24 protein-coding genes and 1 pseudogene are annotated in these 25,394 nt (G+C 54.1%); 9 read left to right on the top strand and 16 right to left on the bottom strand.

The window, feature by feature from the left end; genetic code table 11:
• Position 1: 1 nt before the first annotated feature.
• The 6 genes from lpxB to purC form a co-directional block, all read right to left on the bottom strand.
• Positions 2-1,186, bottom strand: coding sequence for a lipid-A-disaccharide synthase (lpxB, locus tag JJD41_RS15100; protein ID WP_200667897.1), 1,185 nt, complete (start codon positions 1,184-1,186; stop codon positions 2-4).
• 5 nt (positions 1,187-1,191) lie between these two features.
• A complete protein-coding gene (gene lpxA / locus JJD41_RS15095; protein WP_200667895.1) occupies positions 1,192-1,995 on the bottom strand; it encodes an acyl-ACP--UDP-N-acetylglucosamine O-acyltransferase in 804 nt (267 codons plus the stop codon).
• A gap of 72 nt (positions 1,996-2,067) precedes the next feature.
• Positions 2,068-2,577, bottom strand: coding sequence for a 3-hydroxyacyl-ACP dehydratase FabZ (gene fabZ, locus JJD41_RS15090; RefSeq protein ID WP_200667893.1), 510 nt, complete (start codon positions 2,575-2,577; stop codon positions 2,068-2,070).
• 63 nt (positions 2,578-2,640) lie between these two features.
• Positions 2,641-3,522 (bottom strand): UDP-3-O-acyl-N-acetylglucosamine deacetylase, encoded by an 882-nt coding sequence (gene lpxC, locus JJD41_RS15085; RefSeq protein WP_200667883.1) that lies wholly within the window; start codon positions 3,520-3,522, stop codon positions 2,641-2,643.
• A gap of 5 nt (positions 3,523-3,527) precedes the next feature.
• Positions 3,528-5,843, bottom strand: coding sequence for a BamA/TamA family outer membrane protein (locus JJD41_RS15080; protein WP_200669211.1), 2,316 nt, complete (start codon positions 5,841-5,843; stop codon positions 3,528-3,530).
• Between the two features lie 74 nt (positions 5,844-5,917).
• A complete protein-coding gene (gene purC / locus JJD41_RS15075) occupies positions 5,918-6,661 on the bottom strand; it encodes a phosphoribosylaminoimidazolesuccinocarboxamide synthase (RefSeq protein WP_200667881.1) in 744 nt (247 codons plus the stop codon).
• 1,133 nt (positions 6,662-7,794) lie between these two features.
• Between purC and JJD41_RS15070 the strand changes: the two genes are divergently transcribed.
• The gene (locus tag JJD41_RS15070) at positions 7,795-8,040 is read left to right on the top strand and encodes a DUF7219 family protein (protein WP_200667879.1); all 246 of its coding nucleotides are present in this window, start codon (positions 7,795-7,797) and stop codon (positions 8,038-8,040) included.
• Between the two features lie 28 nt (positions 8,041-8,068).
• Here the strand turns inward: JJD41_RS15070 and JJD41_RS15065 are convergent, their stop codons facing one another.
• On the bottom strand, positions 8,069-10,657 hold the full coding sequence (locus tag JJD41_RS15065; protein ID WP_200667877.1) for an adenylate/guanylate cyclase domain-containing protein: 2,589 nt from the start codon (positions 10,655-10,657) through the stop codon (positions 8,069-8,071).
• Positions 10,658-10,864: 207 nt separating this feature from the next.
• On the opposite strand from JJD41_RS15065, the gene JJD41_RS15060 reads away from it, so the two are divergent.
• The 3 genes from JJD41_RS15060 (at position 10,865) to JJD41_RS15050 (ending at position 13,789) form a co-directional block, all read left to right on the top strand.
• Positions 10,865-12,688 carry an ABC transporter ATP-binding protein gene (locus JJD41_RS15060; protein WP_200667868.1) on the top strand — a complete coding sequence of 608 codons (1,824 nt, stop codon included), beginning with the start codon at positions 10,865-10,867 and terminating at the stop codon, positions 12,686-12,688.
• 85 nt (positions 12,689-12,773) lie between these two features.
• Entirely contained in the window at positions 12,774-13,484 is a 711-nt protein-coding gene (locus JJD41_RS15055; RefSeq protein WP_200667866.1) for an SDR family oxidoreductase, read from the top strand.
• A gap of 119 nt (positions 13,485-13,603) precedes the next feature.
• Positions 13,604-13,789 (top strand): hypothetical protein, encoded by a 186-nt coding sequence (locus JJD41_RS15050; RefSeq protein ID WP_234488847.1) that lies wholly within the window; start codon positions 13,604-13,606, stop codon positions 13,787-13,789.
• A 125-nt stretch (positions 13,790-13,914) separates the two neighbouring features.
• On the opposite strand, the gene JJD41_RS15045 is transcribed toward JJD41_RS15050, so the two are convergent.
• From JJD41_RS15045 to JJD41_RS15030, 4 genes are all read right to left on the bottom strand, one after another.
• On the bottom strand, positions 13,915-14,130 hold the full coding sequence (locus tag JJD41_RS15045) for a hypothetical protein (RefSeq protein ID WP_200667861.1): 216 nt from the start codon (positions 14,128-14,130) through the stop codon (positions 13,915-13,917).
• Positions 14,131-14,314: 184 nt separating this feature from the next.
• Entirely contained in the window at positions 14,315-14,989 is a 675-nt protein-coding gene (locus tag JJD41_RS15040) for a DUF938 domain-containing protein (protein WP_200667858.1), read from the bottom strand.
• Between the two features lie 459 nt (positions 14,990-15,448).
• Positions 15,449-15,784, bottom strand: a complete 336-nt coding sequence (locus JJD41_RS15035) for a cupin domain-containing protein (RefSeq protein WP_200667856.1) — start codon at positions 15,782-15,784, stop codon at positions 15,449-15,451.
• A 121-nt stretch (positions 15,785-15,905) separates the two neighbouring features.
• A complete protein-coding gene (locus JJD41_RS15030) occupies positions 15,906-16,154 on the bottom strand; it encodes a gas vesicle protein GvpG (protein WP_168571406.1) in 249 nt (82 codons plus the stop codon).
• Between the two features lie 324 nt (positions 16,155-16,478).
• Here JJD41_RS15030 and JJD41_RS15025 point away from each other — a divergent pair, with 324 nt between their 5' ends.
• Both JJD41_RS15025 and JJD41_RS15020 read left to right on the top strand, forming a co-directional pair.
• Positions 16,479-17,186: a hypothetical protein gene (locus JJD41_RS15025; RefSeq protein ID WP_200667854.1), complete on the top strand. Its 708-nt coding sequence runs from the start codon at positions 16,479-16,481 to the stop codon at positions 17,184-17,186.
• Positions 17,187-17,289: 103 nt separating this feature from the next.
• On the top strand, positions 17,290-19,188 hold the full coding sequence (locus JJD41_RS15020; protein WP_200667852.1) for an abortive infection protein: 1,899 nt from the start codon (positions 17,290-17,292) through the stop codon (positions 19,186-19,188).
• Here the strand turns inward: JJD41_RS15020 and JJD41_RS15015 are convergent.
• The 4 genes and pseudogenes from JJD41_RS15015 to JJD41_RS15000 form a co-directional block, all read right to left on the bottom strand.
• On the bottom strand, positions 19,185-20,627 hold the full coding sequence (locus JJD41_RS15015) for a DUF4335 domain-containing protein (RefSeq protein ID WP_200667850.1): 1,443 nt from the start codon (positions 20,625-20,627) through the stop codon (positions 19,185-19,187). The two genes, JJD41_RS15020 and JJD41_RS15015, sit on opposite strands and share 4 nt — an antisense overlap.
• Positions 20,627-21,232, bottom strand: coding sequence for a DUF3038 domain-containing protein (locus tag JJD41_RS15010; RefSeq protein ID WP_234488846.1), 606 nt, complete (start codon positions 21,230-21,232; stop codon positions 20,627-20,629). Before JJD41_RS15010 ends, JJD41_RS15015 begins: the two co-directional genes overlap by 1 nt.
• Positions 21,233-21,281: 49 nt before the next feature.
• Positions 21,282-21,542, bottom strand: a complete 261-nt coding sequence (locus JJD41_RS25750; protein WP_459543062.1) for a zinc ribbon domain-containing protein — start codon at positions 21,540-21,542, stop codon at positions 21,282-21,284.
• Positions 21,520-21,807 (bottom strand): annotated as a pseudogene (locus JJD41_RS15000) (helix-turn-helix domain-containing protein); the annotation flags it as partial. The pseudogene JJD41_RS15000 and the gene JJD41_RS25750, both read right to left, overlap by 23 nt.
• 367 nt (positions 21,808-22,174) lie before the next feature.
• Here JJD41_RS15000 and JJD41_RS14995 point away from each other — a divergent pair.
• The 3 genes from JJD41_RS14995 (at position 22,175) to JJD41_RS14985 (ending at position 24,427) form a co-directional block, all read left to right on the top strand.
• The gene (locus JJD41_RS14995; protein ID WP_200667843.1) at positions 22,175-22,690 is read left to right on the top strand and encodes an adenine phosphoribosyltransferase; all 516 of its coding nucleotides are present in this window, start codon (positions 22,175-22,177) and stop codon (positions 22,688-22,690) included.
• A 164-nt stretch (positions 22,691-22,854) separates the two neighbouring features.
• Entirely contained in the window at positions 22,855-23,922 is a 1,068-nt protein-coding gene (locus JJD41_RS14990; RefSeq protein ID WP_200667841.1) for an ABC transporter permease, read from the top strand.
• Between the two features lie 208 nt (positions 23,923-24,130).
• Positions 24,131-24,427 carry a hypothetical protein gene (locus JJD41_RS14985; protein WP_200667839.1) on the top strand — a complete coding sequence of 99 codons (297 nt, stop codon included), beginning with the start codon at positions 24,131-24,133 and terminating at the stop codon, positions 24,425-24,427.
• A 204-nt stretch (positions 24,428-24,631) separates the two neighbouring features.
• Here JJD41_RS14985 and JJD41_RS14980 read toward each other — a convergent pair whose 3' ends face one another.
• Positions 24,632-25,330 (bottom strand): Crp/Fnr family transcriptional regulator, encoded by a 699-nt coding sequence (locus JJD41_RS14980; protein ID WP_200667837.1) that lies wholly within the window; start codon positions 25,328-25,330, stop codon positions 24,632-24,634.
• Positions 25,331-25,394 lie beyond the last annotated feature (64 nt).

Here is a 25,394-nt window from a genome sequence, read left to right as displayed (position 1 = left end):
GCTAACGATCGCCCGCCCACTGTAGCAAGAACTTGGCGGCGCGATCGCAGACCCCGACTTCCCCCAAGGCTTCCTTCATGCGGGCGTAATCGGCGAACATGACCTCGCGGGTTTCGCGATCGCGCAATAACTGCAGCCCTTCCCGGGCGATATTTTCCGGCGTCGCTTCTTCCTGCAACAACTCCGGAACCACGGATTTCATCAACACCAAATTCGGCGGCGACATGAACGGAATCGAGAAGCGCAACAGGTGGCGGGCGATCCACGCCGTAAGCGGACTGACGCGGTACAGCACCACTTGAGGCACCCCGGCGAGGGCAATTTCGAGGTTGACCGTACCGGATTTAGTCAGGGCCAAATCGGCGCAGGCGATCGCCCACGGCGTGTCCTCGCGGTCTACGACGGTCGCCTGCAAGCCGTAGCGGGCGATCGCCCCTTCGATCGCCTCCCGGTACGCCCCCAGAGACAGGGGAACGTAAAAGCGCGCCTCCGGTAGGGTCGCTTGAATCCGGCGCGCCGCCTCGAACAGGGGGGGCAGCAAATAGCGGATTTCTTGAATTCGAGATGCAGGTAATAGGACGATCGCGGGAGTTTCCGGGGCGATCGCCCATTTTTCCCGGGCGCGATCGCGTGCGGGCCATTGGGACTGGCGATCGAGCAAGGGATGGCCCACCCAAGTCACCGAAGCGCCTTTCTCCCGGTAATAGCGGGCTTCTTCGGGGAAAATCGCCAAAATGCGATCGCACAGACGGACGATCTCGCTGGTGGTGCGATCGCCCAGAGACCAGACCCACTCTTGCGGCGCGATATAGTAAATCACCTGAACTTGGGGTAAATGCCGCTTCACAAAATTGGCGATCGCCAAATTCGGCCCCATATAATCGATCGCCACGACCACATCCGGCGGATTCTCCCTCAAATACCGTTTGGCGCGCCGTTGAATCTGCAACGTCGGCCACACAAACGGCAGCGACTCCCACAATCCTACCGATCCGATCGCCGTCGTATCGGCGAGCACTTCGGCCCCCGCGCGCGCCATTTGCGCCCCGCCTAACGCCACGATTTGCAAGTCGATCCCCTGCTTCGCCGCCTGCTCGTATAACGACTCGACCAGCATCGCCCCTTGTAAATCCCCGGAGACTTCTCCGGTACACATAAAAATCCGCACCGCGCGCCCTCGATCCATTCCTGTTAACGCGACCCCTTCGATCCAGAGGTCGGGCCGCGCCGTCCTTCGCCGAGCGAAGCCACTAAAAAGCCCTGCAAGTGGGCGACATATTCGTTATCCGGGAGTAAGTCCAACTGGTCGATACCCTGCCGTAACGTGTCGCCACTGCGGTAAAGGATGCGAAATGCCTTTTTTAGCAATTGGTGGTCTTCTGGGGTCAATCCCGCCCGTTTTAAGCCCACCAGATTGAGCGATCGCACCCGGCAGGGATTGCCTTCGACGAGCATGTACGGCGGCACGTCCCGGTCTACCCGACTCATGCCGCCGATCATCGCCAACCGACCGATATGCACGAATTGGTGAATCCCCAAAACCCCGCCGAGAACGGCGCGATCCTCAATTTGGACGTGGCCCGCCAGGGCGACATTATTGGCAATCACCACGCGATCGGCGATGCGACAGTTGTGGGCAACATGAACGTAAGCCATCAGCAAATTATCATTGCCGATCGCCGTCACTTCGCCTTCTCCCGTCGCCCGGTTGATCGTCACGTATTCCCGAATCGTATTGCCATCGCCAATTTTGGTCAGACTCGGCGCGCCGTCGTACTTTAAATCTTGAGGTTCCAGACCGATCGCCGCCCCCGGATAAATGCGATTGGCTGCCCCGATTTCCGTCTGACCGTCCAAAACGACATGCGCGCCGATCTTCGTTCCCGGACCGACCTTGACTTGCCCTGAGATCGTCGCGTAAGGACCGACCTCAACAGTGGGATGAATCTGGGCATCCGGATGGATGACCGCACTCGGGTGAATCAGTGTCCTCATAATTTTCAAGAGTAAAAAGCCAAAAATAAAAAGAACCCGTTATCAGCCGGGGTCTTTTTACCTTTGCTCCGGTCAATCCACGAGGGAAAACATTAATTCCCCTTCTACAGCCAGTTGGCCCTCGACTTCGGCACGCGCTTTCATTTGAGCGAACCGCCGCCGCATTCTCGTTAATTCCGTGGTCATAATCAGTTGGTCGCCGGGAACCACCGGACGACGAAAGCGGACTTTATCAATTCCGGCAAAGAGGAACAAAGCGCCTTCCATTCCCGGCAGTTGGGTTAAAACGACGCCGCCGACTTGGGCCATCGCTTCGACCATCAGCACTCCCGGCATAATCGGGCGTTGGGGAAAATGCCCTTGGAACTGGGGTTCGTTAAAGCTAATATTTTTCAACCCCACGGCCCGTTCGCCGGGGACGTATTCGAGGATGCGATCGACGAGGGCGAAGGGATAGCGATGGGGAAGGAGTTTGTGTATTTCTTCGATCGATAATTGGGAAGGCGTCGGCTTGCTCTCCTCATCGGCTTGAGGTTCGGTTTGACGGTGGGCAGAATTGTTACGGTCGGTGGAACTGGACATGGTAGATCGATTTGACTTGCGACGCCCGTATCAGGTGAGTTGGGCTGTGGATTGAGTTTGAGTTCAACGGTTGCGAGAGCTGCCGGACTCGGCGATCGCCCGCGCGAGCCGGACGTGCAGCTTGTGACTGGCTTTGTAGGCGACGATATGAGCTTGGGGAAGCCCCCCGAGCAAGCTGAGATCTCCTACTAAGTCTAAAATTTTATGACGCACGGGTTCATTTGCAAATCGTAACGGTCCGTTGAGCCAGCCGTCGGCGCTGCAAACGAGGGCGTTGTCCAGGCTGCCGCCTTTGATTAAACCTGCATTCCGTAAGGCTTCGATTTGGTCGGCAAAACCGAAAGTCCGGGCCGGGGCGATCGCCCGTGCAAAGTCGGACGGCTCGATTTGACCGGGATCCGGGGACCAACTGTACCACTGATTGCCGATCGCCGCATAGGGAAAATCGATCCCGTAACTGATTCGCACTCCCTCGCCGGGAAACGCCGCCACGAACGCATCGCCGTCGCGCAGGACAATTGGTTCGTCCAACACGACGGGTTCGACGATCGCCTCCGGAACCGCCACTCGTCCGACTCGGGCGATCTCCTCTACCCAAGGTTGGGCGGAACCGTCGAGCAACGGCACTTCCGGGCCGTCGATTTCGATGCGGGCGCGATCGACCCCCATCCCGACCAGGGACGCTAACAGGTGTTCCACGGTTCGCACCTCGGCCCCGTCCGCTTTTAATTCCGTCGAAAGGGTCGTTTGGCTCACCGCTTCCACCCGAGTCGGGATCGTCGGTCCGTCGGGGCGATCGCGGCGCACGAACACCCGCCCCGGGGTCGTCCACTCCGGTTTGACCGTCACCGTGGTGATTTCGCCGCTATGCAAGCCGACCCCGGACAGGGTAAATTCCCCGGCCAAAGTGTACGCACTCCGGTGCTCTGTCCGTTCTGCTGTCATTCCCCTTAAAACCGCTCGCCGATGCCGAAGTGAAAGCGGCTTTCGCCCTCGTCGTTGAAGGCGTAATCGACGCGGATCGGGCCGAGGGGAGATTGCACCCGAACGCCGACGCCGTAGCCGAAGCCGCTACCGGGTTTGTCCCGAACCCCCGCCGGATCTCCGGGAACGTCGCCTCCGGTGCCCAAATCGGTCGCGGCGTCGAAAAAGAGCGCGCCGCCGACGATCGCGTAAATCGGGAACCGATATTCCGCCGTGGCTTGCACGAAACTGCGCCCGGTTCCGAGTTCCCCTTCCCCGTAACCGCGCACCGTGGTACTGCCTCCCAAGGAAAAGGCTTCGTAAGGGGGCAGATCGCCGATCGTCGTGCCGCCTTGCACGCTCAGGGCGAGGGTTTCGGCGCCGTCGGAGAATTTGACGATATCGAGGGGGACGTAGTAGCTGTAGCTGCTACGCAGTTGAGTCATAAAAATATTGCCGAGTCCGATGGGAACCGACTGTTCCGCACTGACTCGGAAGAGACTTCCGGCGGTAGGTTGCGCTCGGTTGTTGCGGCGATCGCGCGAGGCGGCTAACTGCACGGTCAACAGGTCGTCTTCCCCGTCGCCGCTAAAGCTCAAATCGTTGCCGAGTTCGTCTTCCGGTTCGATGTCGCCGTCGGAATCGCGAATGCTGACGCGCTGGTATTTGGCCCCGAGGGAAGCCCGCCAGTCGTTTTCTAAGGGACGGGAGAAGGTGACGCCGCCGCCCAACCGCAGCACCCGAGGGCGATCGCCGTTATCGAGTTCGACGTCGTTGTCGCCGCCGTCAAAAATCAGGGAAATCGATCGCCGTCGGAAGGCGTTGACCGTGTACGAGGTGCGATTTTCATCCCCGGCAATCCACGGGTCGGTAAAGTTCACGTCGAACAGCAATTCGCGCTGACCGACTTGCAATTCCGCCCCGAGTTTGAGGTTGCGTCCGAGTAAGTTCTGCTCTTGATAGCTGACCGTTCCAAATAACCCGCTTGCGGAACTAATCCCGGCCCCGGCGGCGATCGATCCGGTATTTTTCTCCAGAACATTGATCACGACCACCACATTACGCGGGTTTTCCCCGGGATTGAGGGAAATCTGCACGTCTTCAAAGATGCCCAAACCGAACACTCGTTGCAAATCCCGTTCGACTTGCGCCCGGTTGAACACTTCCCCGGGTTCTAACTCCAACTCCCGGGTGATGATATATTCCCGGGTTCGCCCTTTAATCGGTTGCCCTTCTTCATCGACAGTTTCGCCGTCTTCGTTAATAAAGCGAATTTGGATATCTTCGACCACCCCTTCGGCGACTTCGAGAATTGCGGTGCCTTCCGGGGTCACTTGGGGGGCGTCGATCACCTGGGCCAGCACGTAGCCGTTGGCTTGATACCACTCGTTGAGTTCTTTAATCCCGTTTTGGAAGCGGCGCAAGTTGAGGATTTCGCCGTACTGTTCGCCGAAAATTTCGTCGATGACGGTTTGGGGTAAAACTTGATTGCCGCGAATTTCGACCGCTTGCAAGACCGGATTCGGTTCGACGACAAAGGTGACGCGCACCCCTAACGGCGTGTCTTCCGGTCGGGCTCGGACGTTGGAGAAATATCCGGTGGCAAAAATGGCGTTGATGTCTTCTTGCAGTTGCGATCGCGTCGTGGTCCGTCCCGGTCGCAGGGAAATGGCCCGGTAAACTTCATCTTCGAGTTCCGGTTCGCCTTCGACTCCTTCGACGACCACTTCGGCGACGAGGACTTCGGGTTCGCTCGTTTGGCTCCCTTCCGGTTGGGTTTCCGGTTCGTCCCTCGGAATCGGTAAGGGCGCTTGCGGACGCGAAGGGGTCGGTTCGTCTTCCGTATCCCTAATCACTTCGGGGCTTTCGGTTCCGTCTTCCGTCGCGTCCGGCATTTCGGTTTCGGTCTCGGCTTCCGGTGGGATCCCTTCAGGCTCTCCGTCGGCTTCCTCCGCCGCCGAGGGCGCGTTGGTAGGGCTCTCGCCGGGATCGTCGGGAACGGGAGGGTCGCTGACTTGTGCTTGCAGCCTCGGGGACGCTGAGGGGGGTAGATGGCTCTCCCCTGGGGCGTTCTGGGTGGCTTCGATCGCTTGCCATTCCCGGGAGATCGCCGCCCAATCCACGCTCCGAGCGCTCGTTGCGGGCTCTGGGGCGATCGCGGGATCGGCGTCGGCGTTCCCGGCGGCGACAGGGGTTTCGGTTCTACGGCCCCCTTCACCGAGGGATTGGGTTTGACCCGGTTGGGAGAAACTGAGAAGGGCTGAGGCAGCCAGAAGGGCTCCCCACACTGGAGATAAGCGCATTTGTCGAGTTTTTGGCACGTCCACACACCACAGACAGAATACTATTGGGCTGCAAAGTCTGCATTCTTTACCGTTTAATGGGGAGCTGACGGGGGCGTTTGAGCGAGAACCCGCTCTAACACTTTTTGATAGGCTCCTTCAACATTGCCCAAATCTTGCCGGAATCGGTCTTTGTCCATTACCCGCGCTTCGGGATCGCTTTGGCTGTCGTCCCACAACCGACAGGTATCGGGACTGATTTCGTCGGCTAAGATGAGGCGATCGCTTCCATCAATGCCGAATTCTAATTTGAAATCCACCAAGGTAATACCACATTGGTGGAAAAAGTCTTTGAGGATCTCGTCGATCCGCAGGGCCATCGTTTGGAGTTGTTGAAGCTGTTCGGGGGTCGCCAGCTCTAATAGGAGCAGTCGGTCGCGCGTCAGGAGGGGATCTCCTAACTCGTCTTTCTTATAGAAGAACTCGACGAGGGGATGTTTCAAGACGGTGCCGACGGCTAACCCGGTTTGTTTGCACAAACTTCCGGCAGCAATATTCCTGACTACAACTTCTAAGGGCAAAATCCGCACGCGCCGGACTTTCATGCGATCGCCTGCCGTTTGCTCGACGAAATGGGTCGGGATTCCCGCCGCTTCGAGATGTTTGAATAAGGCGGCGGATAGGGTGCAGTTGACTTGCCCTTTCCCGACGATGGTTCCCCGTTTTTGGGCGTTGAAGGCGGTCGCGTCGTCTTTATAGTACGCCAATAAAATCTCTGGATCGTCGGTGGGATACAGGATTTTGGCTTTCCCTTCGTAAAGTTTTTCTGGCACGGACATCGGTGATAGTGCTTGATTTTGGTAGAACTGGGGTGGGGGTTGTCTCGCGATCGCGAGCCGTCATTTTTCCCCAATCATTCTATCGCTAGCTGGCGATCGCCCGATCGTCGGCGATCGCCAGCCGGATTTTTGGTTTTTTTTTCTCTTTTTTACCGGTTCTCCGTTCTGGGTTCCCTGACGGCGTTGGATAGATTGTTTTTTTTGAGAATTGGCGCTGTTATGGGGACAATTGTTGCGGCCCTCATTGCCGGATGCTTTTCCCGGGCGATCGCCCTTCAATCTTAAACCATCGAATTGACGATTCAACCCGAAAGGGAAGGCGATCGATACCGATCTCCTCCGCCCTCGATCGCCGTTTTTAAAAGGTCGTATTTCTGTAACTTCTGTTACCTTAGACTCTCTATTTCAAGAATAAACTAGAGATCGAACAACCTATTTCTCTGGCTCGTTAATCGATCTTATAAAAATGTAGATTTCGTTCTCCCGATCTGACTAACTTCACCTTAAAACGCGATCGTCGATCCTTAAAATACTCAATTAAAGTAATTTTAGCTAGGATTTAAACCTAGCAGAGAACTCTATAAATCGAGAAGCGATCGCCCAAACCATCCCTAGATCGCGCCGATGTTTCCAAACTTTTCTTAACCCTAGATCTTGCACTTGTAGCGGCTACGCTTCTCCAAAAAGAAAAACTCAGGACTTGTCAAGTTTCCGTGACCCTCGCGATCCCCATCCAAATTCTCTATAAAATCCCTACCGAGAGTTATTTTCCCTCATCGTTCTCGTCGATGGAATCGTGGGATCGGCAGGGGGCGATCGCCCGTCGCCCGCCAAAGTGCAAAGTACAAAAATCTTGAGATCGAGCCTGGTAACTTTTCAGCGCTTTAGGTTAAGATTGAGTTAAAAGGCGTTAACCTTCAGTTAAAATACCGAGAAGACAGGTTTCAAAAGAACCTAGATTCCATAGATTTACCCAGAAAAAATACCCACGATATCGAGCATTTTGATAACCGCCAGTTCCCGGGATCGTCGCGGCGAACACAACGAACAAATAGGAATTGTCAAATCAGTATCGAGCGGGTAAATCCAGGGGGTCTGAAGCGCGCTCAAGCACTTATCAAGGAGACATTGCCATGAACAGTTATGACTTCTTCTGCCCTCGCAGTCGCTATCGCGGACCGTTCACCCCAGAAAACCTCGTGTTTGATGCCAACTTGCAAGAGTTTGCCCAAAAAGTGACCACGATTAGCTGTCTGGAAACTGGGGGAAAATTATCCCCCGAACAAGCCTATAACGAAATCGAGGCACTCTGGCAAAAATTGCAAACCGCCAAACAAGAATTAGGCATCGGCGATAACGGTCACGACAGTCGAAGCTAACCCGGGGGAATGGCGCCCCGTGACGCGCTCATTTCGTAGTCATCGTATGCACCCCATCCCAATCTTCGGCGGGGGGATGTTCGAGATAATCGAGGGCACGTTGGAGGTGGATCTCGGTAGCGCGATCCTCGGGAAACAAGCGCGCCGCAGCGCGAAACTGCTCGATACAGGCGTCGAAGTCCCGCTTGATATAAGCGTCCCGTCCGGCGCGGTAAAAGTCTAAAAAGCGCCGTTTCTCGTCGCTGAGGGGCATGGAGCGATCGCCGATCAACTCGTAAATACTGACGGCTTCATTTTTGCCTTTGACCCGAATTTTATCTAACTCGCGTACCCAGAGGCGATCGCCGCATAGGTGATACGTAAACTCGCTCAAAATAATATCGCAATGATATTCCTTAGTGACGCTTTCCAACCGGGCGCTGAGGTTCACCCCGTCGCCAATCACCGTATAATCCATCCGTTTTTGGCTGCCAATATTGCCCGAAACCACCTCCCCCGAACTAATACCAATCCCGATCCGGATTTTATGTTCCGGTTGGCGGCGGTTGAACTCGCGCAGGCGACGGCGCATGTCCAACGCCGACTGAACCGCCATCCAGGCGTGTTCCTCCAAGGGTAGGGGCGCGCCGAACACCGCCATCAGGGCATCGCCGATAAACTTATCGAGGGTTCCGTCGTGGTTGAACACCGCCTCGACCATCGTCTCGAAATATTGGTTGAGTAGGGAAACCACTTCCGACGCTTCCAAGTTTTCAGTCAACGTCGTATAGCCGCGAATGTCGGAGAATAGGATCGTCACTTCCTTGCGTTCGCCGACCATCAACGAATCTTCTCCCAGGGCCATCACCCGTTCGGCGACCCCGGGGGTCATGTAACGGTACATGGTCGTCTTCATCCGTTTTTCGCGGCTGATATCTTCCAACACCACCAAACCGCCGCGTACTCCCCCTTCGGGGTTGGTCAGGGGATTGACGGTCAAGTTGAGACTGCGTTCGATTTCCTTGACCTGCTGTCTGGGAATCGGCTCGACCCCTGTGTTGGCGGGGGTTTCGTTCCAGGGAATGTAAAGATTGGGGTCGGCGCGATCGCGGATCGCCAAAATATAGCGATCTCCATGCCGTTCGCCCTCGGACTCGCCCTCGGAGGCGCCCGTCGCCGCCCTCGAACTCGGCTCTAGATACAACCCTACTGTCACACTCTGTTCCGGCACGTAGTGACGCGCCGCATGGCGCAAGCTGTCTTCTAACCGAAATTGCAAATTTTCGATCGGCACCACATCCCACACCGATCGCCCCTGTAATTTTTTCTCCCAAAGCTGTAACTGAGACTTATTCGACCCTTCCGCCGTCGGACAACCGAGCAGTTCTAAAGCCGCCTCGTTAATCGTCACGATCCGTCCTTGCATGTCCGTCGAAATCACCGCATCGGAAAGACTTTCGAGCATATCTTTCTGATACTGTTTTTCCAACAGCACATTTTCAAACAGTTGGGCATTTTGCAGGGCAATCCCCGCTTGAGCGTTAAACGCCCGTAAAAAGGCTTCGTCGGCGGTGGTAAAACTGCCTTGATGCTTGTTAATCAATTGGGTGACCCCGATCAAATCTCCGGCAGCATTAAAGACGGGCATACAAAGAATATTGCGGGTTTGATATCCCGTGCGGCGATCGGTGGTCGGGTCGAAGCGGGGGTCGAGATAGGCGTCGGGGATGTTGAGCGTTTCCCCAGTCGAGGCGACGTAACCCACAATCCCTTTATTGGCGGGGATGCGAATTTCGACCATCGTTTTGCCGTCGGCTTTGGCGACTTTCGTCCACAACTCCTCCGTTTCTTTACTCAGGAGAAACAAAGTGCTGCGATCGGCCTGCATCAAGTCTTTGGCCCGATCCATCACCGCGCGCAAGGTGGTTTCGAGGTCCAAACTCTGACCCAAGGTCGTCGTCGCTTCTAACAGAGCGCTGGCGGCGCGTTGGTTGCGGGCGGCGACGTAGAAAGACTGACAGCTTTCGAGGATAATACCGATCGCGCTGGCGAATTCGCGAAATTGCTGCTCGTCCGCCTCGTCGAAGGGGATGCCATTTTCCTTATTGAGCAGTTGGACGACCGCCACGGCGCGATCGCCGTCCTTACTGCTGAAAATAGGAATACAGAGTATATTGCGAGCCTCGCATCCCGGCGGTTCGTCTACTTCGCGATCGAACAGAGGATGGTTCGCCGCCTCGGTAATATTGAGTTCCTCCCCCGTGTTGGCGACGTGACCGAGAATCCCCACATTCATCGGCAGCCGAATTTCCGTGGTCTTACCCGTTTCGCTGTCGCTAACTTGAGACCACAATTGCTCGCGATTCTGGTCTACTAAAAAAATGGTCGTCCGTTCCGCTTTGAGAATTTGACCGATTTTGAGGGTTAACGCATCGAGAATCTGATTGAGAATCGTTTCCAGGGCTTCGTTACCGATCAGATCGATCGCCCGAAAATACTGTTGAAATTCCGCCGTGATAAAGTCGAGCAGGCAGACAAATTCACCAACTGGCAAATTACTGACCAGATTGGCGAGGACGCCACTTTGATTAACTTGCGTTAACCTAGCCAGAATGCTACCAGTCGGAGAAAATTGCATGTTTGCGAGGGTTTAAGGGGCATTCACGGGGGGACGACCGGGGTGTTGACAGGTGAAAACTCGTAGAACATCCCGTCTCGATGGAGAGGAAGCGAAGCCAAATCTTTTCGACGTTCTTGCTTGCATTTAAATCGCCGTCAATTCGGGCTTTTCATATCTTTCAAAGGAGCGAGTTTAGAGAGGAGTACAGGAGGTGCATAAAGCAAAATGACTTCAATCCGCGAAGGACGCCGTATATTTCGCCAACTGCTGTCAGCCTTCCAATATAGTACCCGAGCTGTCGGCTTGGTGTGGTCGAGCAGTCGTGCGCTGACGGTGGCCCTCGCCGTTTTGACCGTACTCGCCGGGTTGTTACCTGCTGGGGTGGCTTACCTCGGTAAGCTCATCGTCGATAGTGTGGTACGCGCCGCCGAAACTGGATTGACGAGCGATCGCACCACGGCAATCGCCTACGTCGCCCTCGAAGCTGCCGCCGTTATGCTTTTAACCCTAACCCAACGGGGTCTGAATGTCTGCCAGTCGTTGCTACGGGTTCTACTCGGTCAACGGGTCAATGTTGCCATTTTAGAAAAAGCCCTCACCCTCAGCCTCCGTGATTTTGAGGATTCTGAATTGTACGACAAAATGACCCAGGCGCGCCGCCAAGCCTCCAATCGCCCCCTGTCCTTGGCGAATCGCACCTTTCGCCTGGTTCAAGATGTACTGGCGTTAGGCAGTTTTAGCGGCTTATTAATTCAATTTTCGCCGTTGGCGGTGGCGATCCTGGCGATCGCCGCCGTTCCGCCGTTTATCGCCGAAACCCGCTTTGCGACTGAAGCCTTTCGCCTGTTTCGCTGGCGATCGCCCGCCACCCGCGCCCAAATCTATCTCGAAACCTTAATCGCCCGAGAAGATTACGCCAAAGAGGTTCAACTCTACCAACTCGGTTCCAACTTCCTGCAACGCTACCGCAATATTTTCGACGAACTCTACGGCGAAGACCGCGATCTCACCTTGCGTCGCGGCTTTTGGGGCTATTTACTCAGTTTGCTCAGTACGATCGCCTTTTACGGCGCCTATACCTGGATCGTCCTCGCCACCATTTACGGGCACATTTCTTTAGGGGAAATGACCATGTACTTGACCATTTTTCGGCAAGGACAAACCACCTTTTCCGATGCCCTGACTTCGATCGGCGGCATGTACGAAGATAATCTTTATCTGTCCAATCTTTACGAATTTCTCGAACGACCGACCCCGCCGGAAGCCGGAATCTTTACCCGGGGCACTCATCCCCAAGATGGCATTCGGTTCGAACAGGTCGGGTTTACTTATCCGGGGAGCGATCGCCGCGCCGTCAGCGATCTGTCTTTGCATCTCAAACCGGGCGAAAAATTAGCGTTAGTCGGTAAAAATGGTTCGGGAAAAACGACGTTAATTAAACTGCTCACCCGGCTTTACGTCCCCAGTGAAGGGCGCATTTTACTCGATGGCGTCGATTTACAAGACTGGGATATCGATGCCTTACGCCGTCGCATGGCGGTGATTTTTCAAGATTTCGTTCGCTATCATTTCACCGTCGGCGAAAATATCGGCGTCGGCGATGTCGATCGCCTCCAAGAGGAATCCCAATGGCACGCCGCCGCCGAAAAAGGGATGGCGCGATCGTTTGTCGAGACTTTGCCGGAAAAATTTAAAACCCAGTTAGGACGCTGGTTTAAAGGGGGTTTTGAATTGTCGGGGGGTCAATGGCAAAAAATCGCGCTTTCGCGGGCGTTTATGCGAAGCCACGCGGATATTTTAATTTTGGACGAACCCACCGCCGCGATGGATGCGGAAGCGGAAATCGCCGTGTTCGAGCGCTTGCAAGCATTGGCGAGCGACGCAATAGTAATTTTAATTTCTCATCGGTTTTCGACCGTTCGCATGGCGGATAAAATTGCGGTGATGGAAGGGGGAAAAATTATCGAACAGGGAACTCACGAGGAATTACTCGCCGCCGACGGACGCTATGCGAAGTTATTCACGATGCAAGCGTCGGGATATTTGTAGGACGGGAATTCGCGACGATCTCCGTCGCGATCGAAGTCGCGATAACATAGGGGCGAGAAGTTGCCAGAAAAAATAATAAAAATCGATGAATTCCCGAAAAGCAAACGACCGACAAAGCCAACGAGTTTTAATTACCGGAGTCAGTCGCGGTTTGGGTCGGGCGATGGCGGAAAGATTTATTGAATTGGGACATACGGTGTGGGGATGCGCGCGATCGCCTGCGGCGATCGAAGAGTTACAAAAACAATTCGATCGCCCCCATCATTTTGCGGTTGTCGATGTCTCCGACGATTCCCAAGTGCGCGACTGGGCCAGGGAATTATTAACCGAAAAAATTGCGCCGGATTTGTTAATCAATAATGCAGGAGTGATTAACCGTCCGGCTGCATTATGGGAACTCGACGATCGCGAATTTTCCCAAACGATCGATGTCAATATTAAAGGCGTTGCCAATACGATCCGGCATTTCGTGCCGTCGATGGTGGCGAACGATCGCGGGATTATTGTTAATTTTAGTTCGGGATGGGGACGCTCGACTTCCCCGCAAGTCGGACCGTATTGTGCCACAAAATGGGCGATCGAAGGGCTGACGCGATCGCTCGCTCAAGAATTACCGACGACGATGGGGGCGATCGCCCTCAATCCAGGAATTATTCATACCGAAATGCTCGAAATTTGTTTTGGAGAAAGTGCGGCTTCCTACACTCCGATCGCCCGGTGGGTCGATCGGGCCGTTCCCTTTTTATTGGATTTATCTCCTCGGAATAATGGGGCTGCATTGACGGTGGGGGTGTAGGGAGAAACCCGTCTATGACAGCTAGAAAACTGGCAATTTTAGCTCCCGGTTAACGGTTTTTTTCCCTGAAAATATGGATAAGTGGGATAACAGAGGAGTGTGATTCAATGGACGAGAACATGTCACCCCAACCGGATCGAAAACCATCGGAGGTTTCGCCAGAGTCGGCAACGCCTACGGAACTCGATCGCCTGTCTAAGGACTTAGCCCGGGCTTTCACCGTTTATTTTACCTGGAGAACTTCCGGATTACTCGACGAGAAGCGACCTTCTAGGGAGGGTCAAAACCCCGAACGCACCGAGTGAAAGGGAATAGAAAAAGGGCGATCGCGCAGTTGTCGAGTTCGAGACGCGATCGCCCTTTTTCTATGTTTATGACTATTTTATAGCTATTTTATGGCTATTTTACGGCCACGATCGGGCCTGGGAGTTTAGCCGATGGTAGAGAGGTCGTCCACGATTTGAACGCGACCCCGGCAGATCGAACGCAGGAGGCGGTCGAGACAGCGCCGATCGTCTTCCGCTAAGGATTCGTCTAACACCGCAGCCATCAAGCCGTAGCGGTCGGCTTGGGCGATTTGTTGGGTTTCGCGGACGCAGGCGAGTAATTCAGGAATGGCGCCGGGGAGAAGATTGAGCGTAATCATGGGACGATCTCGAACTCGATATTTATATCGTCGCTGGAATTCAAGGCGATCGCCGCGATCGCGCGACCCTCGAAGAGGCGATCGACTTCGGCAAGGGGAGCGATCGCGCTTAGATTATGACGCGATCGCCATCACAAAATCAATCGGCATCCTTGCGGGTCTCGGCGAACGAGATCGGCAATTTTTATCGGGAAGTTCCGGGAGAGGCGATCGACGGGCGTTTCCGAAAAACTACGGAAAAGTTATTGGCAGGCATTTCTACCAATTCGTCCAAATCGAGACAGGCGCCCTCGGCGATCGCCACCACTTCATCTAAATCGCGTACCCCCCAACTCGGATTTTGCTGCTGCAAGATTTCGTCAAACGCCGCATTACTCGCCGCCGTATGCCGACCGCCGCGTTTAAATGCCCCGTAAATGTAGAGAACGCCATCCGGAGGTAACAGCCGATTCGCCCCCGCCAGCAAGCCGAGGGTCGTTTCCCAGGGGGAAATATGCAGCAAATTAATCGCCACGATCGCCGTCAAAGGGGGTTTTCCCGTCGCCCATTCCCGATCGGTTTCGATCGCCCATTGCGACGCCCGCGCATCCACAGCTAACGGCGGATATAGACTTTTACAGGGACGGGCCATTTGCCACGCTTCGATACTGCGGCGCAACACGGCTTCCGGTTCCGTAGGCTGCCAGCCTCGCGGCTGCAACTGGGGCGCGAAATAAACCGCGTGTTCCCCCGTTCCACTGGCAATTTCCAACACCGTCCCCGTCGGCGGCAGCACTCGCTTCAAGACCGTTAAAATCGGGTCTCGGTTGCGCTGGGTCGCAGGGGCGTATTTTCTGGCATCTTCCGAAAGTTGAGTCATTGGGGCTTGATTTTGCCTCGGGCAAAATGCGAACGGTTCGTCGCGATCGAGCTTAGAAGCCGATGGCACAATTGACAATTATCTGGTGGAAATCGCGCCACCTGCATGAGGTTCACCCAATTGGGGGATTGGCGATCGCCCAGTCGGTCGATGTTGGAGTCCCCTAGATTCGGACACAATGAAATCAATCGCGGTTAACCAAACAAGCGAACCTTTTCATACCCCTGGAAAGACCCCCCGGTTTGGTAATAGGAAACCGCTAGCTTTGGCTAACCCCCCCTTAGCCAATTCAAAAATCCTACCCTATTTCAAAGACAGCCCCAGTGATTTAAACATTGGGGCTTCTCCTTATTTAAGGCTCCTTTTTAACCTTGAGAAGGGGGACTTCTCGAACGACTTGGCTTTAATCCAACAAGTTCGGGTCCTCATGACGATCGAAAAGGCTATAACTGAAAGAGTTTACCCGCGAATTCCGAAATAGGTTACGACTAAGTTTTCTTGACTATCATTTATGAGTTCGTGAATTTCTCCGGGTTCCACGGCGATGCAGGTTCCCGGATCTAAAGGATAGGTGCGATCGCCGATCCGAATCGTTCCCCTCCCTTCACTAATAAAAAACACCTCATACATATCGGAATGAACGTGACCGTCGGCAATTTCTCCTGGCGGAAAGGTTGCTTGAGAAAAATAGACTAAATTAGGTAATTCCCCCGGTTCGATTATTACTTTTTTGTCAATTTTTTGATTATGAGAAACGGGCTTTACCGCTAAATCTTCGAGACGAATGTATTTCATATCTTGAGATTGATTTAACTAAAAATAGTTTTAATATTAAACCAATAGAGAGCGAAAGTAGGGGCAAAATATGTTTCGCCCCTACATGAACTTGTTCCCGATCGCCGGGAAATTGAAAAGATCAAAGATACTCTCGATTCTCTTCATCTTCCAAGGCTTGAATTGCCAATAATAGCTCTTCCTCCTGGGCTTCAAATTCTTCCTCAGAAAGATCGCCGAGGTCGAAAGCTAACTGTAAAGATAACAAGCGCTTTTGTAGGTTTTCGCGATCGTCGAGTTCTGCATTGGCGCGGTCTAAAATTTGTTCGCCAATCCAGGTAATGCCTTCGAGTGGGCCGAGTACGGGGAACGTGAGCAAGCGCAATAACATAATGACAATTGGGGATTCTAACGAGACGGATAGACCAGCTAATTTTCGTTCAATTTTCGCTCAAAACGATCGCCCCTGGGGGGATTGGGGGAAACAATTTCGCCCAATACAGGGGTGATATGTAACAAACTTTGGCAAAATGTCGATTTATTTCCCAATGCCTTCAAAATAGCAAGTAACCCACATTAACGCAGTGCATCGGACTCGCCGATCTCGATCCGCGAAGGCGACGATCGCCACTGAGGGCTGGAGACAGGAAACTCCCCCAATATGCCGCGAGTTCGCTGCAATGTCTCATCCAACCTTGCGCTTTTGAATCGTTCGATGAATAACTCGGTGCAACTCGATCCCCTTGACAGTCCCCATCCGATCCCGTGGAGTTGGATTGTCGCCATTCAAACCCAAGCGTCGGCGAGAGAATTGTGTGCTGTTCGTCACTATCGCAGTAGTTCTCTGATCTCGCCGGACGGTTGTTATGCTGCTTACAGTCGCATTTCGATGAAAGTCGATCCGGTGATGGTTCGTTCTCGGGTCAGCAGTGTGGCGATCGTCGAAAATCTGAAAACGGGTCAGTTACGAACCCTCTGTCCGACGTCACCGCTAGCAGAGAATCCGTTCGATCGCGAGAAGGGGGCGCCTGTCTCGGGGACGATTTCGATCGCCGTTCCGATTTCTTGGTCCCATCGGGGCGATCGCCTATTAATCAGAGTCTTTGAATCTTTATTCTGTTCCGATATAGCCTCGGATTACGCCTTAGTTTGGGATCGAGCGTCGCTCAAAAGTCATACGGTAGCGCCTACGGAAATTCACTACACCCATGCGGTGTTATTGGGGTGGAGCGATCGCGCGCCGGATTCTATCTTATTCCGTGCGGGTAAAATTGGCGGCGATTTGTGGTCCGAGTGGCGGGTAGAGGTCACCGGAAAAACCTCGTTGGCGAAAGGCGATCGCCCGGTCGTCATGGGGGAAAAGGTGAATACAGTCTGGAGTGGACCGCAATTGGGCGAGTCGTGGGGTGTGGGCCATGGCTAGGTCTACCGGGAGGATGTCGCCATGGTGCAGATTTTATCCCAAAAGTGGACCACGGCAACTTAAACTCTAAAAGCTCAATAAAAGCTCAATATCCCTATCCAAAATGCCTCCTCTCGAATGGAATACCCTACTGATTGTTGTCGCTTTATTGGGATTGACGGCAATTTTAATGGGGGTTTATCGCCGTCGGTTTTATATCGTCCCCAAACCGCCGTTTTCAAAACGCCCCCCTCCAATTGCTGAAGACGATGTAGGGCAATTACTCGATCGCGACAATCTCATTGCAGCACAAGCACTTTACCAACCGATCGCCCCGTGGACGGGTCGGCTGATTTTACCGACTCCGGACCGCCGTCAACCGGATGGGGCGATCGCCGTTGAAGTCCACAACAGCCCGCCGGAGTGGGCATTTTTGCGCGATCGCGTGGTGACGTTGAAATGGAGTGACACGCCGGAAGTCCGCGATTACCTGCAACGAGTCACGGTGGACGTGCGCTTCGGTTCTCAACTCAAATTGGCGCGCAAACTCGGGGCGATCGTCCCGAAGCGCCTCGACGGGTGGGATCGGGTCGGACCGTTGGAATCGTTGGCGGGGGGACGACCGGAAAACGATGTCGTGGTCAAACTGTGCGATCCGCAGGTCGAAAAAGACGCCGAGGCGATCGCCTTGACGATCGATCGCGAACCGATCCAAATTGCGGGTCGCTTGAAAGCCTTAGTCACGTTAATTCAACCGTTAGAAGCAGGGGAGAGCGATCGCTTTTTAGTACGTCACTACGATCGCGAGACGGGAGGATTCGACGGCCCGTTCGAGGCGATCGCCATTCCCCAAGTTTCGCGCAACCGTCAGGGGGTGTATCCCTCTACGAATCGGGATTTAGAGCGATCGCCGTTCAATGCAGGGGGTTGGTACGTTTACGGGAATCGAGAGGCGGACGGGATCTTTGTAGTCGAGGCGATCGAACCGCGCGCCCTGACTCGGGTGCAATGCGATCGCGCGATCGTCGCGGCTAAGGCGGCGATCGCCCATTTACGAAAGCACAACTGGTCCGATACTCCGGCGAAAAAAGGCACGGGGTCGGCGGTGTTATTGGATACGACCTCGGATCGAGCGCAAGGGGCGATCGCGCGGTGGCGAAAGGGCGATCGCGCGATCGTCATCCATCTGTTTGGTGGAATCGGCGGTCAAAACGCCGAACCCGCGCCCTTGGGTCTGGTGACGGGTCATTTTGCCTACGGTTTCGCCACGGCGATCGAAGATTCGTTGACGGGAGAATTGCGCTTCGCGATCGAATACCGCCAAATTTACGCCCACAATCGCGAAGGCATTATTTCCGGGGCGATCGATTGGTCCGAGTACATGGGCAATTTGCGCCGGGGATGGTTGGGGTTGCGGCCCGTATCCGATATTTTGGTCAAATTCGAGACCGTGACCGAAGCGTTTGAGTTTGACGCGATCGAACTGTCGCCGATCGCCTATCTCGACCGGGAATTGACGGCGATGTGCGCCCGCTACCGAACCGGAGACGGGACGGGGGTTTCCTTGGTCGATCCGGCGAGTTCGTGCGTGCAGGACTCGAATCAGGCGCTTTACGTCACCATCAAGCGTCTGGAAGAGGCGATCGCCACCAGCGCCCCGATTCAAAATTGGCTGGCGCGCCACCTCGACCACCCGCAAAGGGTACAACTGAGTCAATTAGACGATTTAGCGAAAGTTCTCGAACGCAATCTCGTTCCGTTCGGCATCGTGCAACCCGACTGGCGGCGCAATGTCGAGCGAGTGGCGGCGAGTCGGGGATCTAAAGGCCCGATCGCCGTGTTGCTCAAAACGATCGCCACCTGGCGGACCTTGCTCCCCCGTCGCGCCCACGACGAAATCGCCGCCATTTTGCTCAAACGGGGAGCCGCTTTGTGGATTTTGCGAACCAATCAGATCGGCGGCTTCGATCCGGAGATCTTGCCGGAAGCACCGACGGCGTTACTCGGGCCTCGCCTGCGCTAGAAGCCGTCCCAGGGGCTGACTTCGGGAACCCCCGTGGGTCTGAAGACCACCCGAAATTGAGCGATCGCGGCGGGGGTGACGGTGTTGTTGCGGCGATTGGCCGGAGGCGTCGCTTCGCGCACGACGGCGGCGGAGGGTTGGTGTAGCTCTTGAAGGGGGGTTTTGTCCAAATTCTCCTCGGAGAGGCGGTCGACGGCTTCGTAATCGACAATCGTGCCATCTTCGATGACGCCGACCCGATAGGTGAGGGGGCGATCGAATTCCCGAGAAGCGGGCAAGGCATCGATTAATTTACCTTGGAGGGTGTAAACGAGATCGTCGATGACGGCGCGATCGGTAATTTCCGGGGCGTCGCCGAGATCGATGGCTTCCTCTCTCTGTTGGTTTTGCCAGGGATCGACTTGCAGTCTGCCGTCGGGTTGAAAGACGACTTCAAACAAGGCGACGGGTTCCGGGGCGCTGCCCCCTTCGACGGGTTTGTAAACTAGTTGGCTCAAGGGGGTCGCGTCGCTGTACTCGCGGGCGAGATCGTTTTGAGCTTCGTAACCGACGATCGCCCCGTCTGCACCGACGCCGACTCGATAGAGTAAATCGCGATCGAAGTCGGGGCGGGTTTGCCACGCTTCATCGATCTGGTCGTAGAGTTGGTCTTCGAGGGTTGCTAAGGTTTGCGGGTCGGTAATTGCCGGGGTCTCGGGGGCGCTGGTGCGGCTCAACTCGTCCGGAGACGGCGGCGAGGGGGTATCGTCCGGCGGATTGCTCCCGGCGGGGGTAGCGTCTTGAGAGTCTTGGAGTTGTTCGGAGGTCGGTTGCGGTTTGGGATCTTCGACGGGTCGTTCGATGTCGGGGACGGGGACGAAGAAGAACGCCATCGCGGCGATCGCCAAACTGGAAACCCCGATCGCCGCAGGTAAGGCGCGCTGGCTGACGGGGATTTGAGTTTTGGCTTCGCTTTTGGAGACCGATCGCAACTGAAGCGCAAACTGGGGCAGGGTTTCGCGATCGGCTAAGAATTGATCGACCGCTTCGACGAGATCGAACAACTGTACCGAGTTGAGATCGACGGTCAGGGGAGAGCTTCCGCCACGGTCCGGCGATCGCACCAGCAAGCGATGCAAGTTCGTATCGAGGGGTTCAAACTGCACCAACGCCGACTCGCTCTCGTCTTCGTCGCCGTGAGGATCCCCCAAACGCTTGTAAGCTCTTACCCCACTTAATAATTCTTGCGCGTAACTACTGACGGCCATCACCAAGGCTTGGAAGAATTCCATCCCCCCGGAAAGCGGTTGGTCTTTCCCTGCCACGTAACAGTCCGCATTGACTAAAATTGACAGGGTGTTCGCAGAGGTCGAACTTCCCGACCCGGAGCCTTTCTCGTCACTCAAGCCTTCTAAAATGAGCTTGCAATTGGGCAGGATATATTCACGTTGAATGCTCATCAGACCTCTCCATCAAACAGACTCGTCCACAACCGTTGCATTCCTGCAGTTCCCGTACAAAAGAGCAGTTGACCGAGCAGGGAAATCGCCAGTTCGTCGAGCTTTTCATCGGAGTTATAAGCCATCACTCCCGCCCGTCGGGGATTCATGCGACTGCGAAAGTGGGCTCGAAATCGTTCTAAATAGTTCGACAGGCGCAGGTGCTGCTCGATCGGGATCTGCTTGACTTGTAATTGGTGGTAGTCGAGTAAGAGTTGGCGGATCGTTACGGTCAGTCGCCGGGCCAGGGAGCAGGCGATCGCCACGAGGGCTTTGGCTTCGAGCAAGCTTAAGGGACGCCGTTGGCTGTAGCGTCTGAGGGGATTGCTACTGCGAAGTTGCCACAGAAATACCCGGTTTTTAATAATGTGGTCTAGCTGTTGTTCTTTCGCCACCGCCAAAATTGCCTCGGAACCTCCTAGATATAAGGCTTCAATGGCCAGTAAAATCAGGTCGATTTGCAACCGGGTACTGCGAGGACAGCCGATTTCCCAGTGTCCTGGCGGATCGGGCAGACTTTGTAGAAGATCTGGGATAGTTTTGTCTGGTGGACTCTTAGATTGCATGAGGGTTACTGGACCATTCATTCCTAACGGATTCGGCACGCGATCGGCACTAAGTTGACATCCTCTGCGGCCTCAAGGCGCCCAGATCCCCAGACCTCACGATCTGAGTTTCTGTTTCGTAGCACCAGCATAAGCGAGATTTACGCTCTTCGGGTCTTACGATCGCGACCCAGACTGACACCGCTTGCCCGGCAGCCAAGACATTGATAGCAGCATTGACATCGCGATCGGGGTTGCAACTACATTCAGAACATTCCCATTCCCGGATATTCAAAGGCAGTCGTTCGACGACCTGCCCAAAAATTAGCAAACGCTGTTTGGAGGTGCCGCAAGCCTTGCTGCAAGGGGACGCAGCTAACTTCGTTCGAGAAGCTGAGCTCGTCTTCTTTTTTCCAATCGGCGATCGTGGCTGACGTTTCTTCGTGCCCGATTCGCTCTTGCCTTCGATACCAACCTTCAGTCCGGGCGGCCCAAGATCGGTTATAGACAAGACGAGCACAACCCAACGTTCTCCGAAGCAAATTTGCTGGCTCCGCAGTTGGATAGAAACGATATCGGAACGCCTTTTTAGTCATGCTCACATTATGGCGCGGACAATGTACAGCCGCCCTACAAGGCTTGCCCTGAGCTGAGCCGAAGGGGCGGGGTTTCAGAACCAGGAGTTTTGATGATAGCAGAAGCCGTGTAGATTTTAGGTTTCGGGGGATTGAACCCCTCAATTTACGCGGCCTACACCACCAGCCAAATCAAGGATTATAGCTGGAGTACGGGTCGGTTCTTGACCGTTGATTGTATCAAGATCGCCGCCAACCCCTATCGCAACAACCGTTTTCAGCTATAATTTGCACTTTAAAGCTTAGAGCGTCCGGACTTCAAAATCTTCTCCCGATCGCTGCTTCATTCTGTGCTTTGTAGGGACGGCTGAATCCAAACGAGTTTGATATGGATCTTAAATCTCTGATTCGCAACATTCCAGATTTTCCCAAACCCGGTATTGTTTTTCGCGATATTACTACGCTGCTGCGCGATCGCGAGGGTCTGCGATTCGCGATCGATGCCATGGCTCAAACCTGCCAAGCTTGGGAACCCGAGTTTATCGTCGGGATGGAATCTCGCGGTTTCATGTTTGGCGTTCCCCTCGCCTACCAACTCGGCGTCGGCTTTATTCCCGTTCGCAAACCCGGCAAACTCCCCGCAGACTGTCACTCGGTCGAGTACGACCTCGAATATGGTAGCGATCGCCTCGACATGCACAAGGATGCCCTCGATCCCGGTCACCGCGTCGTCGTCGTCGATGACCTGATCGCCACTGGAGGCACCGCCAAAGCCACCGCCGACCTCCTCGAACGCGCGGGCGCCCACGTGGCGGGCTTCTGTTTTGCTGTAGAACTGTGCGAGTTGGGCGGACGGGAAAAACTGCCGTCCAACGTGCCGATTGTCAGTTTAGTGCAGTATTAAGAGGATTAAGAACCCTCTTAATACTGTCGCATCGAACGCTACGACGCCGTTAGCGCAGCGACGCCGGAGGCGTTAGGGGAGGCTGAGGTTGTCGGACTGGGCTGATTATTCCGTGTCCCTCGTGCCCAACGCCTCTCCGGATTGAGACTATACGCGATTGCCTTATGACTTTTTCGACCAAAAAGAGCGCCGATTCACGCGAGGGATTGTCTAATTTGAAAAGTCGCCTCCTCGGTTTAGCTCAAAGCGAAACCTTTTTCTACATTCTCAAGCGATTATTACAAGCGCTCTTGACGCTGTTTCTCGCCTCCGCTTTGAGTTTTTTTATCATTCAATTAGCCCCCGGAGATTATTTAGATAACCTCCGTCAAAATCCCCAAATTTCCAAAGAAACTCTCGACCAACTTCAAGCTCGATTCGGCTTGGACCGATCGCCGATCGCTCAATATTTTCTCTGGCTGAAACAAGTCCTGACCCAAGGCGATTTTGGCACCAGTTTCGTCTACCGTCGCCCCGTCGCCGAACTCCTCTGGGAACGCATTCCCAATACCCTCTTACTCTCGATTTCTTCCCTCGTCCTCACTTGGGCGATCGCCCTCCCCCTCGGTATCGTCGGCGCCGTCAATCAAAATCGCTGGCTCGATCGCGTCCTGCGCGTCCTCAGCTATACCGGACAAGGGTTTCCCAGCTTCATCACCGCCTTACTCCTCCTCCTGTTCGCCCAAATCACTTCCCCTCTCTTCCCCGTCGGCGACATGCGCAGCGTCTATCACGACCAACTTACCCCATTTGGCCAAATCGTCGATATCGCTTGGCACATGATTTTACCGACTCTCGCCCTCAGTATTACCAGTTTTGCAGGATTGCAGCGCATCACGCGCGGCGAATTACTCGACGTTCTCCGCCAAGACTACATCCAAACCGCCCGCGCAAAAGGTTTACCCGAAAATCGAGTGATCTACGTCCACGCTTTACGCAATGCGGTCAATCCTTTAATTACCCTCTTGGGGTTTGAATTTGCTAGTTTACTCGGCGGTGCATTTATTGCCGAATTTTTCTTTAACTGGCCCGGTTTGGGGCGCTTGATTTTACAAGCGGTTCAATCCCAAGATATTTATTTAGTCATGGCCAGTTTGATGATGGGGGGGATGATGTTAATTGTCGGTAATTTATTGGCCGATTTATTACTCAAAGCTGTCGATCCTCGGATTAAGTTGAGCAATCTTAAATAAGAGCTGAGGTGAGGTCAGATAAAAGCCAAAAGGGTTAGTTTTTTAAGTGAAATCTAGGGTCTCCTCTTGGTAAACTCATCAAAAATACTCAGGAGTAGGGGCGTTGGCGATCGCCCCTGTTGGGACGAGTACGGGGAGACCACCCGAGTAGTACATCCAATGAATAAACGCTATAAAATCTAAAATCTAAAATCTAAAATTCCCAAACATGTTATCGCAAACTTATTATTTAGTTCGTTCTAAAGTAGACGGGCAATATTTAACCGCGCATCCCGATCGCCCCTCAGAACAGGCCGACAAGATAAGTTATCTGCTATTATTTTCAGAACATTTTGACGCTTTAACTTATCTGAATAAATATGGGGAAGATTTGCGCGATCGCCTCGCCGTGGAATCGATCCCCGGTTTGCAACTTCCCGGACTACTCAAACGTTGGAGTTATTCGGGAATTGCGATCGTTCGCGATCCGCTTTTACCTCAAGTTGAGTTTTTAGAAATTACTTAATTTTTCAAATATCAGCAATTTAAAATAATTTATACAGCATTTTCTTCTGTTATGCAAGACATTTAGATCCCCCTAAATCCCCCTCGCCAGGTAGGGGTTTGGTAACCCAACCCCTACTTTCCTCATTCCCCCCCGGATCGGCACTGTACCTCATCAGACGCCCGAGTGCTGTAAGTCAACCAGGGAGCCAGATGCTCGCCCTAGTTAGTCCCTTTCTCCGGAGGCGATCGCCTCCAAACTGTCACGATCGCCGATCGTAATTTTGCCGCCGCGACGGTAAGCGATCGCGGGTTTCATTGTTTTAATTAAGCGCACGCATTCTTCATAAGTAATCCCGACGGTGCGCGCCATTCGATAGTAAGATAACTCAATTTTCAATTGCTCCCCCCCCGAAACGCGATCGGTCCCGTGGAGGGTAGCAAAATAAAGAATTAAGCGCGCCAAACGGACGATCGCCCGTTCCGAAACCAAACCGTGTACGGTGTCGTGTAACTGTTGCAAACGGCGGTTAAAAACGACTAATAAACGTAATGCTAATTCTGGATTTTGGGCGATCGCGTCGAGCAATCCCTGACGGTCGAGCAGCAGCACTTGAGTGTCACATAAAGCGATCGCCGTCGCCGGAGCGTTGCGATCGCCAAATAACGCCGGAGCGGCAAAAATTTCGCCAGAATGGATATTGCGCAAAATAGTTTCTTTTCCGGTTGGAGCAATTTTTTTAACTTGCAATTCTCCCGCGATCAAAGCATGTAAAGCTTCTGGGAGGCGATCGCCTTCATGAATGACAATTTCACCACTGTGATAGTCTTGAATCCGCGTGTGGGGTTGCAAGCGTTGCAGTTCGGCGGGTTCCAACCCACTGAAAACCAAAATTTTTGCTAATGTTTCGACAGTCGCCTGCATGGTCGAGCTTCCCGATTCAATCGAGGGATCTCGAAACGATCGCCGCCGGGATCGGCCCGATTGC

Source organism: Oxynema mangrovii CENA135 (assembly GCF_016632315.1).
Taxonomy (GTDB): Bacteria; Cyanobacteriota; Cyanobacteriia; order Cyanobacteriales; family Laspinemataceae; genus Oxynema; species Oxynema aestuarii.
The sequence above is the reverse complement of the archived record's forward strand: the minus strand, read 5'-3'. Positions and strand labels throughout refer to the sequence as shown.

Bases quoted from the DNA above. Each gene is read 5' to 3' on its own strand.
- lpxB (WP_200667897.1), bottom strand. From the start codon at position 1,186: ATGGATCGAGGGCGCGCGGTGCGGATTTTTATGTGTACCGGAGAAGTC.
- lpxA (WP_200667895.1), bottom strand. From the start codon at position 1,995: ATGAGGACACTGATTCACCCGAGTGCGGTCATCCATCCGGATGCCCAG.
- fabZ (WP_200667893.1), bottom strand. From the start codon at position 2,577: ATGTCCAGTTCCACCGACCGTAACAATTCTGCCCACCGTCAAACCGAA.
- lpxC (WP_200667883.1), bottom strand. From the start codon at position 3,522: ATGACAGCAGAACGGACAGAGCACCGGAGTGCGTACACTTTGGCCGGG.
- JJD41_RS15080 (WP_200669211.1), bottom strand. From the start codon at position 5,843: ATGCGCTTATCTCCAGTGTGGGGAGCCCTTCTGGCTGCCTCAGCCCTT.
- purC (WP_200667881.1), bottom strand. From the start codon at position 6,661: ATGTCCGTGCCAGAAAAACTTTACGAAGGGAAAGCCAAAATCCTGTAT.
- JJD41_RS15070 (WP_200667879.1), top strand. From the start codon at position 7,795: ATGAACAGTTATGACTTCTTCTGCCCTCGCAGTCGCTATCGCGGACCG.
- JJD41_RS15065 (WP_200667877.1), bottom strand. From the start codon at position 10,657: ATGCAATTTTCTCCGACTGGTAGCATTCTGGCTAGGTTAACGCAAGTT.
- JJD41_RS15060 (WP_200667868.1), top strand. From the start codon at position 10,865: ATGACTTCAATCCGCGAAGGACGCCGTATATTTCGCCAACTGCTGTCA.
- JJD41_RS15055 (WP_200667866.1), top strand. From the start codon at position 12,774: ATGAATTCCCGAAAAGCAAACGACCGACAAAGCCAACGAGTTTTAATT.
- JJD41_RS15050 (WP_234488847.1), top strand. From the start codon at position 13,604: ATGTCACCCCAACCGGATCGAAAACCATCGGAGGTTTCGCCAGAGTCG.
- JJD41_RS15045 (WP_200667861.1), bottom strand. From the start codon at position 14,130: ATGATTACGCTCAATCTTCTCCCCGGCGCCATTCCTGAATTACTCGCC.
- JJD41_RS15040 (WP_200667858.1), bottom strand. From the start codon at position 14,989: ATGACTCAACTTTCGGAAGATGCCAGAAAATACGCCCCTGCGACCCAG.
- JJD41_RS15035 (WP_200667856.1), bottom strand. From the start codon at position 15,784: ATGAAATACATTCGTCTCGAAGATTTAGCGGTAAAGCCCGTTTCTCAT.
- JJD41_RS15030 (WP_168571406.1), bottom strand. From the start codon at position 16,154: ATGTTATTGCGCTTGCTCACGTTCCCCGTACTCGGCCCACTCGAAGGC.
- JJD41_RS15025 (WP_200667854.1), top strand. From the start codon at position 16,479: ATGAATAACTCGGTGCAACTCGATCCCCTTGACAGTCCCCATCCGATC.
- JJD41_RS15020 (WP_200667852.1), top strand. From the start codon at position 17,290: ATGCCTCCTCTCGAATGGAATACCCTACTGATTGTTGTCGCTTTATTG.
- JJD41_RS15015 (WP_200667850.1), bottom strand. From the start codon at position 20,627: ATGAGCATTCAACGTGAATATATCCTGCCCAATTGCAAGCTCATTTTA.
- JJD41_RS15010 (WP_234488846.1), bottom strand. From the start codon at position 21,232: ATGCAATCTAAGAGTCCACCAGACAAAACTATCCCAGATCTTCTACAA.
- JJD41_RS14995 (WP_200667843.1), top strand. From the start codon at position 22,175: ATGGATCTTAAATCTCTGATTCGCAACATTCCAGATTTTCCCAAACCC.
- JJD41_RS14990 (WP_200667841.1), top strand. From the start codon at position 22,855: ATGACTTTTTCGACCAAAAAGAGCGCCGATTCACGCGAGGGATTGTCT.
- JJD41_RS14985 (WP_200667839.1), top strand. From the start codon at position 24,131: ATGTTATCGCAAACTTATTATTTAGTTCGTTCTAAAGTAGACGGGCAA.
- JJD41_RS14980 (WP_200667837.1), bottom strand. From the start codon at position 25,330: ATGCAGGCGACTGTCGAAACATTAGCAAAAATTTTGGTTTTCAGTGGG.